Source organism: uncultured Lactobacillus sp. (genome assembly GCF_946477725.1).
In the GTDB taxonomy this organism is placed as follows: domain Bacteria; phylum Bacillota; class Bacilli; order Lactobacillales; family Lactobacillaceae; genus Lactobacillus.
The window spans coordinates 1-14281 of sequence record NZ_CAMKZC010000006.1 but is presented as its reverse complement, the minus strand read 5'-3'; the positions used below and the strand labels follow the sequence as shown (position 1 = coordinate 14281).

General features: G+C 33.8%; 17 protein-coding genes and 2 pseudogenes. 3 read left to right on the top strand and 16 right to left on the bottom strand.

Annotated elements, in window-relative coordinates; all coding sequences use genetic code 11:
• The 5 genes from Q0R51_RS04005 to Q0R51_RS03985 form a co-directional block, all read right to left on the bottom strand.
• Positions 1-318, bottom strand: coding sequence for a PTS fructose transporter subunit IIB (locus Q0R51_RS04005; protein ID WP_046325322.1), 318 nt, complete (start codon positions 316-318; stop codon positions 1-3).
• Between the two features lie 3 nt (positions 319-321).
• Complete coding sequence (locus Q0R51_RS04000; protein ID WP_294756882.1) at positions 322-771, bottom strand: PTS sugar transporter subunit IIA; 450 nt, start codon at positions 769-771, stop codon at positions 322-324.
• 262 nt (positions 772-1033) lie between these two features.
• Entirely contained in the window at positions 1034-1900 is an 867-nt protein-coding gene (locus Q0R51_RS03995) for a DUF4097 family beta strand repeat-containing protein (protein WP_294756880.1), read from the bottom strand.
• A gap of 25 nt (positions 1901-1925) precedes the next feature.
• Positions 1926-2549 carry a DUF1700 domain-containing protein gene (locus Q0R51_RS03990; RefSeq protein ID WP_122026336.1) on the bottom strand — a complete coding sequence of 208 codons (624 nt, stop codon included), beginning with the start codon at positions 2547-2549 and terminating at the stop codon, positions 1926-1928.
• Complete coding sequence (locus tag Q0R51_RS03985; protein ID WP_158593819.1) at positions 2542-2856, bottom strand: PadR family transcriptional regulator; 315 nt, start codon at positions 2854-2856, stop codon at positions 2542-2544. The genes Q0R51_RS03990 and Q0R51_RS03985 overlap by 8 nt, the downstream gene beginning before the upstream one ends.
• 228 nt (positions 2857-3084) lie before the next feature.
• On the opposite strand from Q0R51_RS03985, the gene Q0R51_RS03980 reads away from it, so the two are divergent.
• The 3 genes from Q0R51_RS03980 (at position 3085) to Q0R51_RS03970 (ending at position 6194) form a co-directional block, all read left to right on the top strand.
• Positions 3085-4158: a S66 peptidase family protein gene (locus tag Q0R51_RS03980; protein ID WP_294756875.1), complete on the top strand. Its 1074-nt coding sequence runs from the start codon at positions 3085-3087 to the stop codon at positions 4156-4158.
• Between the two features lie 90 nt (positions 4159-4248).
• Positions 4249-4932: an ABC transporter ATP-binding protein gene (locus tag Q0R51_RS03975; RefSeq protein WP_294756872.1), complete on the top strand. Its 684-nt coding sequence runs from the start codon at positions 4249-4251 to the stop codon at positions 4930-4932.
• The gene (locus tag Q0R51_RS03970; RefSeq protein ID WP_294756871.1) at positions 4929-6194 is read left to right on the top strand and encodes an ABC transporter permease; all 1266 of its coding nucleotides are present in this window, start codon (positions 4929-4931) and stop codon (positions 6192-6194) included. Before Q0R51_RS03975 ends, Q0R51_RS03970 begins: the two co-directional genes overlap by 4 nt.
• Positions 6195-6262: 68 nt before the next feature.
• Here Q0R51_RS03970 and Q0R51_RS03965 read toward each other — a convergent pair.
• The 11 genes and pseudogenes from Q0R51_RS03965 to Q0R51_RS03915 all read right to left on the bottom strand — a co-directional run.
• Positions 6263-6473 (bottom strand): annotated as a pseudogene (locus tag Q0R51_RS03965) (IS3 family transposase); the annotation flags it as partial.
• 557 nt (positions 6474-7030) lie between these two features.
• Positions 7031-7352 (bottom strand): annotated as a pseudogene (locus Q0R51_RS03960) (hypothetical protein); the annotation flags it as partial.
• Complete coding sequence (locus tag Q0R51_RS03955; protein ID WP_294757004.1) at positions 7279-7452, bottom strand: hypothetical protein; 174 nt, start codon at positions 7450-7452, stop codon at positions 7279-7281. The pseudogene Q0R51_RS03960 and the gene Q0R51_RS03955, both read right to left, overlap by 74 nt.
• A gap of 187 nt (positions 7453-7639) precedes the next feature.
• Positions 7640-8839, bottom strand: coding sequence for a hypothetical protein (locus Q0R51_RS03950; protein WP_294756868.1), 1200 nt, complete (start codon positions 8837-8839; stop codon positions 7640-7642).
• A 94-nt stretch (positions 8840-8933) separates the two neighbouring features.
• Complete coding sequence (locus tag Q0R51_RS03945; RefSeq protein WP_294756867.1) at positions 8934-9584, bottom strand: hypothetical protein; 651 nt, start codon at positions 9582-9584, stop codon at positions 8934-8936.
• A gap of 116 nt (positions 9585-9700) precedes the next feature.
• Positions 9701-10096, bottom strand: a complete 396-nt coding sequence (gene rpsI / locus Q0R51_RS03940) for a 30S ribosomal protein S9 (RefSeq protein ID WP_034980394.1) — start codon at positions 10094-10096, stop codon at positions 9701-9703.
• Between the two features lie 11 nt (positions 10097-10107).
• A complete protein-coding gene (gene rplM / locus Q0R51_RS03935; protein WP_294756864.1) occupies positions 10108-10551 on the bottom strand; it encodes a 50S ribosomal protein L13 in 444 nt (147 codons plus the stop codon).
• Positions 10552-10657: 106 nt separating this feature from the next.
• The gene (gene truA / locus Q0R51_RS03930; protein WP_294756862.1) at positions 10658-11443 is read right to left on the bottom strand and encodes a tRNA pseudouridine(38-40) synthase TruA; all 786 of its coding nucleotides are present in this window, start codon (positions 11441-11443) and stop codon (positions 10658-10660) included.
• Complete coding sequence (locus Q0R51_RS03925; protein ID WP_046325338.1) at positions 11443-12240, bottom strand: energy-coupling factor transporter transmembrane protein EcfT; 798 nt, start codon at positions 12238-12240, stop codon at positions 11443-11445. The genes truA and Q0R51_RS03925 overlap by 1 nt, the downstream gene beginning before the upstream one ends.
• 4 nt (positions 12241-12244) lie before the next feature.
• A complete protein-coding gene (locus tag Q0R51_RS03920) occupies positions 12245-13090 on the bottom strand; it encodes an energy-coupling factor transporter ATPase (protein WP_294756860.1) in 846 nt (281 codons plus the stop codon).
• On the bottom strand, positions 13066-13917 hold the full coding sequence (locus tag Q0R51_RS03915) for an energy-coupling factor transporter ATPase (protein WP_294756858.1): 852 nt from the start codon (positions 13915-13917) through the stop codon (positions 13066-13068). The genes Q0R51_RS03920 and Q0R51_RS03915 overlap by 25 nt, the downstream gene beginning before the upstream one ends.
• Between the last annotated feature and the right edge of the window lie 364 nt (positions 13918-14281).

Sequence of the window (14281 nt, the reverse complement as noted above, 5' to 3'; positions counted from 1 at the left end):
CTAATTCTCCTTCTTAATTGCAGCAGCACATTTCTTCAAAACAGCTTTAGGTGCCTTAATGCAAGTGTTAATATCTACTCGAATAACTGGCTTGCCCTTAAATCTGTCCATACTAGTTATTTTTTGATCAGAAGCAATTAAGACAAAATCAGCTGCATCTGCTTCTTTCTGGGAAATAGCGTTAACTGGTCCCATCATTCCTTGTTGCTCAATTTTGACATTCCAATTTAATTCCTTACCAGCTTTTTCTAAAGCCTTAGCTGCCATTGGGGTATGGGCCAAGCCTGCTGGACAAGCAGAAACTCCTACTACATTCATTTTTTATTCTCCAATCTTTTCATTAATAAATTGTGCAATCATTTCTTTAGAAGAAAGGCTGCGTAATTTTTCTTTAAAATCTTTTTCCAACAATGCCGTTGATAAATTGGCCAGCATTTGCAAATGTTTGTCTCCTGCATTTTCGGGTGGGACCATCAATGCAAAAACATCAGTGACTGGCTTTTTATCATATGTCTTCCAGTTTAAAGGCTGACTTAATCTAAAATAAAGAAAACCCGGTTTTTTAACCGCTGTTGCTTTAGCATGCGGAATTGCAAAGCCATCTTCAAGTCCTGTTGAAAATTCTTGCTCTCTTGCCAAAAAACTTTGATCTAATTTTTCAATGTCATTGGTATAGCCTGCGTCATATGCCGCTTTGGCTGCATATTGTAAAAAGTCTTCTACGCTAGCTTCATTGACATCTAAAAAAACATCATCGGCAGAAAATTTCATTTATGTCTTCACTTCTTTTCTTATTTGAAAACCTTTTCAATAAATATATTATCTTTTAATAATTAATTTGTAAGTATCAGTATTTTCCGTTTAAATTGGAAAAATCATATTTAATGTAGTCATAATCCTGTTTAACTAGGTTTGTTTAATACAAGCTGTTTTACAATCTAAGTTTTTTCTAAAAGTTTAACTATAAAAATAGCCCCGAAAGTTATTTGACTTTCAGGACTTAGTTTGATGATAAAAGAGCCTGCTATAATTTTTACTTAATAGTAATAGTTCCTTCTGTTGAATCAACCAAAAGAAAATTTTTCTTGGAGTTCTTTTTGATGAAGTTTTCATAGGGCTTTGAACCCTTATACCTAATTGCTTTGCCATCTGCTGTCAACTGGTAACTTAGGTTAGGCTTATTTTTAATTACTAAACTGCTACTTTGTAAAGTAAAAGAATTTCTATTGCTGAGTTGCGAGTTGTTAATTGTAATATTAGCGTTAGAAGCATCCAGAGTCATTGTTGAACGACAATTTAAAAGTCTGCACCAACCTCCATCTATTTTAACTTCTGCATTACCCAGATCAGAGTTATTGAGTGTTAATCTATGGTTGCTACCAGTTATTAAACTTGTATTTTTCGTGTCAATATTATCAATATCTAAATAACCATCCATACAACTCACAAAATTTGCATTAGCTTTCAGGTCTTTTAATCTGATGTTTCCGTGATCACTGTCGCTATCAAATTCGGTATAGTGAACATTTTGAGGAACAGTTACGTCAATTCTGGAACCAATTTTACGCCAATTGATTGCAATAGGTCTGGGCTCATAGATATCCAAACGGTTATTTGCTAATTTGACTTGTACTGCATCTGGATTAACTCCAGTAACATTAACTTGGTATTTTTTGCCCGAATGAAGAAAAACATCAGAGGAATCAGTTTGAATAAAAACTTTATTAAATTTGTGGTTTGAAATATATGTACGTGTGAGCTTAGAATCATCAATAGCGGTCAAAGTAAAGTGGTTATGATTAGCAATTATTGGTCTTACACCGTTATTAGACCAGCCAACGAGCATCATAACAAGACCAACAGTTATGGCCAATCCACATATACGATAAAACTTTTTCATAATTAATCCAGTCCTCCTCACTCATCTAAACATTGGTTTTATAGTAACGCTGCTTAAAAATTTTCCGGCCAATGTGTTGAAAAAAAGCAGCACATTCTGCAGTTAGGAAGCGAATAAACTTCATAATTACTGGGAATAGCATTAAGCTAACACATGTTAAAACTAAACCTCCTCCAACATAGAAAAAGCCTGAAGCCCAGTAGCCACCAAAAAGCAGTCCAAACGATCTAATCAATATAAAAGCACCAGCGATGAATAAAGAGGTAATAATGATAGCTAAAGCAATAAAGATTGCGGCCAATGCAATCAATACTGCTACCATAACTATTACTGCTGCTAATGCTAATGGTATGCCGATGGGTGCAGCCAGAACTCCCAATAAAATAACCCAAATGGTTTTTAAGTTAGACTTGGAGCTGGTTTTGTGTGCCTCTTCTCTTTCAGGTATTGAAACTGAATAGTCCGCCATAATTTTGCGTGCTAATTGCTTGGGAGTCCCTAACTCAGCAATTATCTCTGATTCATTATGGTAATTGCCGTCAAGTAAAAACTCATGATAAAATTCCACAACATCTTGCATATCAGAATTAGGCAAATTAACAAGATTTTGCTTTAACTGCAAAATATAATTATCAATAACTTTATTCATTTTCTTCTCCCATAATTTGATATATCTTAGTGCTAAAACTGTACCACTCTTTTTTAATTGTTTTTAATTCTGCTTTACCTGAAGCAGTAATTTGATAGTAATTCCTGCTTCTTCCCTGAAAAAGCCTGGTACCAACTAATAAGAATTTGTTTTCCCCTAATCTTTTCAAGACAGGATAGATGGCAGACTCAGAAATACCAAAAGTTGCTTTAGCCCAGTTTGTTATTCCACGACTATAACCACTGTTTTCTTTAATAAAAGCTAAGACAACTCCATCCAGAAGACGATTTGGAATTACTATCGTCATAATTATTTCTTCCATTATTATATTATATATAATATTGTAGAGCTTAATCAAAATGCTTTCAAGCAATTAATGGAACTTTCACTGAATTATTTTTGCATTCTCAAATTTTGCAAACCTTTATCCCTTTGTTTGTTTCTTAAATTTACACATTCACTAAGGTTTTCTAGGCCAAGTTTTTATAGTAAGATAAAAAACTAATAACTATTTTTAATAATGGAGGTTCAATCTATGTTAATGAAACCACAACATTTACAGGTTGGAGATAAGATAGCAATAGTCAGTTTATCAGCTGGTACTCTGGGAGAGAATTTTGCTTCTCATGAACTTAAACAAGGAATTAAGCACATGAAGCAACTTGGTTTACAGCCTGTTTTTATGTCCCATGCTCTCAGCGGTATTAAATACATCAAAAGTCATCCTGCTGAACGCGCTGCCGATTTAAAAGCAGCATTTTTAGAACCAGATATCAAAGGAATCATTGCCGCAATTGGTGGGGATGATACCTACAAGACACTGCCTTATTTAATGGCAGATCAGGAATTTAAAACTGCTGTTTTTGAGCATCCCAAGTTGTTTAGTGGTTTTTCTGATACCACGAATAATCATTTAATGTTTTACAGGTTAGGAATGCAAACTTTTTATGGTCCAAGCTTTTTAACTGATTTAGCAGAGCTAGAAAACGAACTTTTACCTTACACCAAAAAAACTTTAAATCATTATTTTGAGAATTCACCTGCAACCATCATTCCTGCTAGTGAAACTTGGTATGAAGAAAGAACTGATTATGCAATCAGCCAAGTTGGCAAAAAAAGGATAAACCACCAAGATACTGGTTATGAGGTGCTACGCGGTCACGGAAAAATTCTGGGAAGACTATGGGGTGGTTGTATTGATAGCCTTTACGATGACTTAGTCCCTAATCGTTATGAAGACGAACCGCCTATCGCCAGTCAATATCATCTCATGCTTACAGAGGAAGAAGCTCAAGATAAAATATTATTTATAGAAACATGCGAAGAAAAACCAGCTCCTGAATTTTATCGTAAAGAAGTAGCTAAATTGGCTGAAGTGGGTATTTTAGGCAATGTGCGGGCTATTTTAGTTGGTAAACCGCAGGATAAAAAATATTTTTCTGAGTATAAAAAAGTCTTACTGGAAGAGACTGCTACCTTTAATACACCAATTTTATATAATGTAAATATTGGACATGCTTATCCCCGTGCTGCACTGCCATACGGCGCGCTAACACAAATTGATTTTGAAAAACCAGAGATAAAAGTTATGGAACCCTGGTTTGCCTAATCTAAAATTATTTTAAAAAAATATTTGCCTTTTTTTAGTCATGGTGTATTATATATATATTACAGCGATACAAAGAAAGAAGGAAAATCTATGAGTTTACTTGAAACTCGTGGTGTAACTCGCACCTATGGCAAAGGTGCAACAAAGTTTGATGCCTTACGTGGAATAAATTTACAGATTAACAAAGGTGATTCGGTGGCTATCATTGGCAAAAGTGGTTCGGGTAAGTCTACCTTGATGCACATCCTGGCACTTCTTGACCACCCCACTACTGGCAGCGTCTTTTTAAATAATAAACCCACAAGTAAAATTAAGAATAAAGCATTAAATAAGCTGCGCAATCAAACATTTGGTTTTGTTTTTCAACAGTTTTTCTTAAACGCTCAAGACAGCGTATTGGAAAATGTCATGCTTCCTCTAAAAATAGCTGGAATCACAGGCAGAGAGCGCCGTACAAAAGCTCTAGCAGCAATCAAGGCAGTTGGATTAGAAAGTAAAGTCAAAAATAAGGCTAGTGCTCTATCAGGGGGACAAAAGCAACGGGTCTGTATTGCACGTGCTTTAGTCAATGATCCCCAAATCATTTTTGCTGATGAGCCGACAGGAAATTTGGATTCAGCTACCAGCGAGAATATTGAAAATATTTTATTTAAATTACATCAAGAAAAAAATATCACTTTAATAATTGTTACCCACGATCCGGATTTAGCCAAAAAGTGTGAACGTCAGATTCAGATTAAAGATGGTCAAGTGGTAGGAGGAACACAGCAATGAGATTTCATGATATTCTTAACTCGGCGGCTACAAACTTATGGCACAATAAAGGAAGGACATTCCTAACCATTATTGCTGTTTTTATTGGTTCCCTAACTATTGCCATTACTATGGGTATTAATAATGGTGTTAATGATTATTTGAAAAAGCAAGTCGGCAATGTTGGTAAAACTGAGCAAATGTCAATTTTGCCTGGGAGTTCCAGTCAAGATACGAATGAACCTCAAAAATATAATACCAAGAAGAGCAGTCAAAACGCTGATGGTATGATGGACAAAAACGACGTTAAAAAAATCAAATCTGTTAAAGGCTTAAAAGATTTTAAAGCGTTAAAGGACTGTGATGTTGACTATGTCCAAGGCCCTAATAAAACTAAATATCTTTTAATTGCGCAAATAACGGAAGGAATCAATTACGACCTGAAAGTTGGTCACCAAGTTGCAACTAGCGGAAAAAAGGCCCAGATTTTAATCACTAAACCAATGGTTAAATCTTATGGCTTCAAAAATGCTCAAGATGCACTCGGTAAAAAAGTTACTTTAGTGACAAAATCACCCGTTACCAGGAAAAAAACAAAAATATCTGCTACGGTTGTTGGAGTCAGAAACGATAGTATAGTATCAAAAGGTTTTGCTATTTACAGTAATGGCTTAGGGCAAAAAATAATTGCCGCCAACCAAAAAGGTCTTCCGCATGCATTAAAAGATAAGTATGTTAGTGTTATTGCTACTCCTGTTAACAAGAGTGCCAGCAGCATTAAGAAAATTGAGGATGATTTAACTAAAAAAGGATATTCCGGTATGACTCTTAAGGAAGCAGTCAATGAACTTTTCCTAACATTCAACGCAGTCACTGGGGTTTTAATTGTTTTTGGAGCTATCGCATTAGTAGCTGCCTGCTTTGGAGTAATTAATACCCTGTACATGTCAGTGAGAGATCGTACAAAAGAAATTGGTCTTATGAAGGCATTAGGGCTTAGCAAAGGTAAAGTATTTTCCATCTTCAGCTGCGAAGCGATCTTAATTGGTTTGTTTGGCTCTTCATTGGGATTATTACTGGCAATGGGCTTAGGTAGTGCCATAAACAATTTTGCTGCTAAGTCATTCTTAAAAGGGCTGGATGGTTTTACTTTAATTCAGTTCAACTGGACTAGTAGCTTACTAATTATTGGCATCATCTGTATAATTACCTTTTTAGCAGGAACATTGCCTGCCAAACGAGCAGCAAAGCTTGATCCCATCACTGCTTTAAGATATGAATAAATAATTGCAACATTAAAAAACGCCAGATAATTTATATGAAGCCTAAAACCGGGATATTCTATCACTTACTAATTGAGGACTAACTGTCGATATTCAATTGAAGTTAGTTCTTTTAGTTTGATTTTGATTCTTTTCTGATTGTAATATTCAATATAGTCTTTGATTATGTCTTCCAGTTCATTCAGATTTTTAAACTGTTTTTCAAAACCGCAAAACCTTTCTCGTTTTTAGTATTTTGAAGAAACTTTCCATTAAACCATTATCAAGGGAATTACCCTTGAGTAACTGCTAGGGTTATTTCCGAGGCTTGTGGTTCTTGGTTCGCTGGTCGACTAAGACGCTTAATTTTTTACAAATTCGTTCTCGATTTTCAGCTTTAAGTGCTTCTGGCGTAAGCGTTTGTTCTTTTGCTTGAGTCGCTGGTTTTACTGTTTGATTAGCTGTTCTCTTTTGGTCATGGGATGGTCGTTTTCTCTGCTTATTAATGATATTATACCCACTTTTGCGATATTCGCGCAGTCAATTGTGAAACATGTCCCGACTTTTTAAACCTAAATTTAGTGCTACTCAATAGACAATTTCATGGTCAAATACGATTCGCATAAGGCTCTAATCCTTAAAATCATTGTTATAAACTGTGTAGAGTTGCTCTAAAATAAATAGGCCGTGTGATGCACAAGTAATAAATACTAGACTTTCTAAGCTGATAATGTTAACTTAATTTCAGTAGCTATAATTTAACATTCATGCCAAAGATGATAGATTTCAGTTTTATCTTTTTTAGATAATTTAAATATAAAAATATGGCATCTGAAATCTTTTAATTTGAAGTGCAACTAATAAAGTAGACATTTTAATATTACACAAACCCCCAATGCACGATTCCGATATTTGATCAGAGTCGTATATTTTAGTTCGTTTGATCTTCAATATAGTTGAACCGATAAACGTAATCATACAGTATTGGTCGCATTCTGTTAGTGAACTGGTCTTAACTCGGTTAAGCTTCTACCGTTTCATTAGGTTGAAGATTATTTCTCCCAGTGCATTATTGTTGCAGTTGCCCTTGCGCGCCATGCTTTTCTTAATATTCATATGCCTTAGCTTGGCTTGATAGTCGCAATGGCGGTATTAAAAGACATTGTCTGATTGTAGTATGGTCAAGGTTATATTCCCATTTTAATCTAGCTAAAGTTTCTTGGTGAGACAAGCACTTATTGAAAATTTCGATTTTCAAAGCAGTCGGATATTTAGTCACGAAAAACGCTCCAATTAGTTAGATTTATGCCTAACTATTAGGAGCACTACATTTCATGGTTCATACCATATATCTGACGTTTTTTTCTATATATCCAATAATATATCTTAGTTCAATAAGAACTCGGTACCTATAATATGCAATAGACTGACAATACAGGTAAATATAAATTATATAAGGAAAGTCTCTATTTTTTTATTTCTAACTCAAAGATATCAAGAGCATCCAACCAACTTTGTAAATGTTTTGATTCCATACGAGTATTTTTTTCTGCTATTTTTTCTTGACTAAGTTTTAAACTATTCAAAGCATTTTTATAAAGACTTTGAGCATAAAAAATTTTATTTTTCATCACTTGTATTCTACTCTTGAAATCTCCAGTGCTTTCCATTTCTTTAAGAATTAAAGTTATACTTTCCCAATATTGCTGATAGAAATCAAGTTCAGATAAAGGACTTTTGTTCTTAAATTCTTTATCGTTTTTTGTACCACTCAAAATCATTTCATAGGTTAAACCATTTGGCTTGACCATATCTCTTAGGTGATTCTCTGGCATACAACTTAATAGCGGAATACTTGTATAATTTCTTGTTTTTCGGGCATATGGTAAATTCTTAGGATCAAACATTGATTCCGTAAATCTTCTCAATTTTTTAAACCAGCCCGAAGCAACAAAATCACAATTTAACACTGAAAATATAATTGAATTCAAAAAACAATAGCCTAAAATAAATTTAAATCCGTTTTTCTGCAATTTGTAAATTGCATACAAAATATTACTTAAACACAGAGGATCTACCTCTTTGTTTTTCTTTGGTTCATAACAAATAATCAAATATACATATTTCTTCTTATGAACATTATTTGTAAGATCTTCAATAAGTTTATCAACTTTTTGTTTATCACTAAAAAAGGAAACACTAATTATTAATGATAAAGCAAATGTATTAAATTTTGAAATATATTTTTTTACACAGTCATTATATAAATCAATAGAATTATAAAAATGCCAATCCAAATCTTTCATGTAAAAGCCTGGTGTAATTAAAGTTTCTGAAATACCTTTCGTATTTTCTGAATGCTTTTCTAAAAAGTTATCAATTTTATAACTATAAGGTTTAAAATCATTACTGGTAATATTAAAGTTAAAATCTGGATAACTTTTAATATTTTTAATAATACCATTATTAAATGTATAATAATAAAATTGGGGATCTAAAAAAGTATTTTCCTGGTTCAAATATTTTGAATTCCCAACATATTTTTTTATAGACTGAATCTTATAATCCTTAGGTGAAAAAATGGCACCTTGCAAGTTTCCTTTTTCTAAACCATATGTTATTTTTTCACCTCTCTGTGAACCATCTTGCGCTATAAGTTTTGTCAATTACTTACCTCCTGTATATAAATTTAAATTACCAAAAAGCTATAAAAGATTTATTTAGAATTTTTAACAATAATTATAAGAAAACTTTATTTTTCTATTCAGATATTACATCCGTCTTTACGATGTTTAAAAGTCTAACATAATTTTTAATTTCCTTTGATTGTCTAGCTTTTAAAAGTGTAATTTTTTTTGATTTTGAAACACCAATTAGACCTATACCATTTGTTGTCATCAGTAATCTTTTCTTTAACAATTTTCTCGCTATTTCTAATGGGAAGACTAAATAACTATAGTCTACAAATTCTTTGTTGCTCTTCGCTTGATAAAAGGCTTTGTTAAAATCTCTTAACTTTGCTTCATACCCCGTAACAACAACTTTAGGTAAATTAAATTCTTCTTTTCTTAAAAAAAATCCCTTTTTATTTATTTTTATTAAACCTGTATTTTTAAGACTACAAAGTGTATGCTCAAATGTAGATTTGCTTAACCCTACTTCTTTTTTTAATGTAGTTGCTGACACAGGACGTTTGTTTTTTATTTTTGTATAAACTAAGGCGGCAGAAGGCTTGGACAAAACCTTGACTTGTTCATCATTAAAAGGAAGACTATAATTTTTTATACTGACTATATCAATATTCCCAAACCGAATTGGTGATTCAACAACAATTCTTTCACAATCATGTTTACTATACAACAACAAAAAATTATCAACTAGCTCTGATTCTAATTTAAAAGATAAATTCATATTTTTATCCTTACCATATATTGTAACACACTGTTAAAATAATAAAAATATTCTTATTAATTTAATGAAAAAAAGCGTTTCACTTTTTCGTGAAACACTTTTTTACTAAAAAATAACTAACGCTTACTAAATTGTGAAGCTTTACGAGCCTTCTTAAGACCTGGCTTCTTACGTTCAACCATTCTTGGATCACGAGTCAAGAAACCTGCTTTCTTTAATGGACCACGAAAATCAGGGTCTACTTCAAGAAGAGCTCGTGCAATTCCTAAACGAATAGCTCCAGCTTGACCTGAGAAACCTCCACCATTGACGTTAACCTTAACATCATATTGATTTTCAGTTTCAGTTAGGGTCAGTGGTTGCTTCAAATCCTTAACTAAATTAGGAAAAGGAATGTATTGATCAATATCTTTATTATTAGCGGTAATTTTACCACTACCTGGTACTAAACGAACACGAGCAACAGAATTCTTGCGCCGACCAGTACCTGCATATGCAACTTGTTGTGCCATTATTTAACCTCCTAGATTAATTTGTTAATGTCTAATTCTTCAGGCTTTTGTGCTTCGTGCTTGTGATCAGCACCAGCATAAACATGCATCTTCATAAATTCTTGGTGACCAAGAGTGTTTTTAGGAAGCATACCCTTAACTGACAATTCAACTAATCTAACTGGATTATTATCCAGCAAGTCTCCGGCTGGAGTGGCCTTTATGCCACCACGGTAATCAGAGTGATGGTAGTAAATCTTGTCAGTAGCTTTCTTACCTGTTAACTTTAGTTTAGCGGCATTAATAATAATGACGTTATCCCCAGTGTCAACGTTTGGTGTATATTGAGGCTTGTTCTTACCTCTTAAAATAGTTGCTACTGCTGTTGACAGACGACCTAAAGATACATCTGTTGCGTCAATAACATACCACTTACGTTCAATTTCATTAGGTTTCGCTAATTGTGTAGTACGCAATTTAATTTCCTCCGTTTATACGTTGTTTGAAAACAATAAGATTCCGGGGCCTATCGTGGACAAACATACTTAAATATAATAATTCTTTTCAACTAAAAAGTCAATATTATTCCCTGTCGAGCCTATATTTTTTAGGTATATCATCATAAAAAACATGGTATAAGAATAATCCACTGGCTTGAGCAGTTTCTCTTACCTGCTCTCGATCCTGTGCCATTATTACCCGGGGAATATCATTGACAGGGCGTTTGCCTCTACCAATTTCTAACAACATTGCTACCAAAATACGGACCATATTATAAAGAAAGCCTGAACAAATAAAATCAAAGATAATTTCATTATTCTGCTTATCTTTTTGGATATTTACATAAAACATCGTGCGAACCTTGTTCTTAATTTGGCCACCACTAGCTGCAAAGCTGGTAAAATCATGTGTTCCCAGTAAATCAAGAGAAGCCTTTTTCATTTTTTCCACATCAACTGGATAAGGATAATGTCCCGTATATAGACGCTTAAAGGGGTCGACAAATCTGTCTAAACTAACGCGATAGCGATACCACTTACCTTTAGCGCTATATCGCACATGAAAATTTTCATCTACGATGTCACATTTTTTAAAAACAATGTCGAGCGGCATGAGCGAATTTAACGCACAAATCATTCTTTCTGGTGGAATTTGTTTATCAGGATAGTCAAAATGAATTACCTGCCCCAATGCATGAACTCCTGCATCAGTACGACCTGAACCCTCAACAACCACATTTTTGCCCTTAGTCATTTTAGATAAGGCAGTTTCAATCGTTCCTTGCACAGTTCTTTGATGTGGTTGATACTGGAAGCCATGGAAAAGGTGTCCGTCATAAGCAACCGTCATTTTATATCTTGTTGTCATTAATGTGTCCTAAATATTAATAAAAGCCCTAATAGTAAAATGAAATAACACAAGTTAATAAGATCAACATTGGACCATTTTAAGATTCTGAATTTTGTCCTGCCTTGATCTCCCCGATAACCACGCGATTCCATCGCAGTTGATAAATCGATTGCTGTTTCTAACGAATTAATAAATAGCGGAACCAGGAGAGGAGTAATCGCCTTTGCCCTGGTAACAAGTCCGCCATTATTAAAATCTGCGCCTCGTGAACGTTGGGCATTCATAATTTTTAAAGTTTCATCAAATAAAGTTGGTACAAATCGTAAAGCTATTGACATTATTAGAGCAATTTTATCGACTGGAACATGAACTATTTTCAACGGTTTTAATAGCCATTCAATAGCATCAGCAATTTCAAGTGGTTTAGTAGTAACAGTCATTACTGTAGAAATTAAGATGATCACTGTAAAGCGGATAAAAATATAAATAGCATTAGTGATACCATAACTAGACAATGCAAAAATTGTCCACTGCCAATAGACGGTTCCACCAACTGAGAAAAACAACTGCAAAAAGGATGTGAACAAAATTAACCAAATTAGGGGTTTAACTCCATCCCAAAAGACTTTTGGTTTTAGCTTAGTGGCAGCTACAGCAGCTATACTAAAAATGGTTACAATTAGATAAGAAACTGGATTATTGGCTAAAAATACGAATAAAATAAAAATAATAGTTGCTAGTAATTTTCCTCTTGGATCCATACGATAAATTATCGAATCACCAGCTACATACCGGCCAATTAAGATTTTACTCACATTCTCACTCCTTTAAATTGGTTTCTATATCTTTTACCAAGTCAGCTATAGTTAATGGTAATTTTGCAAACTGATAGTTTTGCAATTTAGTTGCAAACAAGGATGGCTTAGGCTCTTCTAAATGATGCTCTTGTAACCAATTACGATCTTTAAAAATCTCTCTTGGTGCAGCTTGTTTAATCATTTTACCGTGCTCCATGACTAAAACATTTTCAGCATAATTAGCTACATCATCCATATTATGAGTAACTAATATTACAGTATGTCCTTCTTTTTGATACTCAGAAAAAAGAGCCATCATTTGTTTACGTGCTTCAGGATCAAGACCAGCGGCTGGTTCATCTAAACAGAGAATATCTGGCTCATAAGCCATAACACCAGCTATCGCTACCCTTCTCATTTGTCCGCCAGATAACTCAAAAGGTGATCGTTTACCAATCTCTTCAGGTAAACCAACTTTTTTTAGCCAAAACCTGGCACTTGCAAGGGCTTTTTCATTATCATAACCAAAGTTTTTAGGTCCAAAAGCAATATCATCTATTACTGTATTTTCAAATAGCTGTGCTTCTGGAAATTGAAAAACCAGACTAACATGTCTTCTCAATTCTTTTAAATTTTTATTGGTAGTTTCTGGTGTGATAGTTGTGCCAGCTATTTCTATTTTCCCAGATGTAGGTCTAATTAGAGCATTGAAATGTTGCATAAGTGTCGATTTACCACTACCAGTATGACCAATTATTGCATTAAAAGAACCATCTTGCAGCTTAAAAGAAACATTGTCTAAACCTTTTTTTTCAAGTGGTGTTTCTGGAGAATAAATGTAACTTACATGTTCGAATTTAATTGACATAAGTAATTGATCAACTCTTTTTCTGAATCTATACTAGCTGGAATTTTAACAGAGTCAGCCAGTAACTTTGCTTTGACTTGCTCATAAAATGGTACATCCAAGCCCAACTTTTTCAACAGATCAACTTGACTAAAGACATCTTTAGTACTGCCCTTAGTAATTAATTTACCATCATTCATTACTAATACCTGGTCAGCCATATTAGCTTCATCAATATCATGCGTAATTGAAATTACTGTCAAGTCATATTTATTCTTCATCGCTTGCACTATTGATAATATTTGGTCCCTACCTTCAGGATCAAGCATTGACGTAGCTTCATCCAGCACAATAATCTTAGGTTTAATAGCCAGAATCCCAGCAATTGCTACTCTTTGTTTTTGTCCTCCTGAAAGATTTGCAGGTTCAGCATTAATGTATTCGCTCATCCCCACCGCTTTAATTGCTTCAGGAACAATCTTTACCATTTCAGAGTGAGAAACACCGCGATTCTCTAGGCCAAATGCGACATCATCAGCCACTGTAGCTCCCACAAATTGATTGTCAGGATTTTGAAAGACAATTCCAACTTTGTTTCGAACTTCCCAAACGGTATCATCATTTAGTTTTAAGCCGTCCACTTCAATTTCAGGTTTTCCTTTTTCATCAGGTACCAGTAAACCATTAATCAGGCGGATAATTGTCGACTTGCCACTGCCATTATGGCCAATAATTGATGTCCATGAACCCCGTTTAATATCAAGACTAATGTTGTCTATAGCGGGAGTTTCTGACTCTGGATACGTAAAGCTTACATTTTTTATTTTGATAATACTGTCAGTTGTCATACTCTCACCGTCCTAAAAAGTCTGATTCAATTGTACCAAAAATATTATGATTTCTGAACAAAGTTTGCAATCTTTCTATTTTTATCATTACTATCTGGCTTTTTTTTAATAAATTTTAGCAATATCAAAAGGAGTAGCTTTTAATTAAGTGATTTTTACTTTGTTTGCAGCAGTGTAATTCATTTTGCCTCACTAAATTAAAGTATTAAAACTGAATATGAGGTAAAAGTCAATTAAGTTTTATTTGTACATTTTCAATTAAGTAAAATCTAAAGCAAAAAAAATCATCCATGAGGAGGGATAAATTACATTATCTAAGCTAGACTAAACTTTCGTCATCATCTTAACGCTTATTCTCACTCTC

What these genes read in the sequence shown, in the direction of transcription:
- Q0R51_RS04005 (WP_046325322.1), bottom strand. Translation starts at nt 318, where the DNA reads ATGAATGTAGTAGGAGTTTCTGCTTGTCCAGCAGGCTTGGCCCATACC.
- Q0R51_RS04000 (WP_294756882.1), bottom strand. Translation starts at nt 771, where the DNA reads ATGAAATTTTCTGCCGATGATGTTTTTTTAGATGTCAATGAAGCTAGC.
- Q0R51_RS03995 (WP_294756880.1), bottom strand. Translation starts at nt 1,900, where the DNA reads ATGAAAAAGTTTTATCGTATATGTGGATTGGCCATAACTGTTGGTCTT.
- Q0R51_RS03990 (WP_122026336.1), bottom strand. Translation starts at nt 2,549, where the DNA reads ATGAATAAAGTTATTGATAATTATATTTTGCAGTTAAAGCAAAATCTT.
- Q0R51_RS03985 (WP_158593819.1), bottom strand. Translation starts at nt 2,856, where the DNA reads ATGACGATAGTAATTCCAAATCGTCTTCTGGATGGAGTTGTCTTAGCT.
- Q0R51_RS03980 (WP_294756875.1), top strand. Translation starts at nt 3,085, where the DNA reads ATGTTAATGAAACCACAACATTTACAGGTTGGAGATAAGATAGCAATA.
- Q0R51_RS03975 (WP_294756872.1), top strand. Translation starts at nt 4,249, where the DNA reads ATGAGTTTACTTGAAACTCGTGGTGTAACTCGCACCTATGGCAAAGGT.
- Q0R51_RS03970 (WP_294756871.1), top strand. Translation starts at nt 4,929, where the DNA reads ATGAGATTTCATGATATTCTTAACTCGGCGGCTACAAACTTATGGCAC.
- Q0R51_RS03945 (WP_294756867.1), bottom strand. Translation starts at nt 9,584, where the DNA reads ATGAATTTATCTTTTAAATTAGAATCAGAGCTAGTTGATAATTTTTTG.
- rpsI (WP_034980394.1), bottom strand. Translation starts at nt 10,096, where the DNA reads ATGGCACAACAAGTTGCATATGCAGGTACTGGTCGGCGCAAGAATTCT.
- truA (WP_294756862.1), bottom strand. Translation starts at nt 11,443, where the DNA reads ATGACAACAAGATATAAAATGACGGTTGCTTATGACGGACACCTTTTC.
- Q0R51_RS03920 (WP_294756860.1), bottom strand. Translation starts at nt 13,090, where the DNA reads ATGTCAATTAAATTCGAACATGTAAGTTACATTTATTCTCCAGAAACA.
- Q0R51_RS03915 (WP_294756858.1), bottom strand. Translation starts at nt 13,917, where the DNA reads ATGACAACTGACAGTATTATCAAAATAAAAAATGTAAGCTTTACGTAT.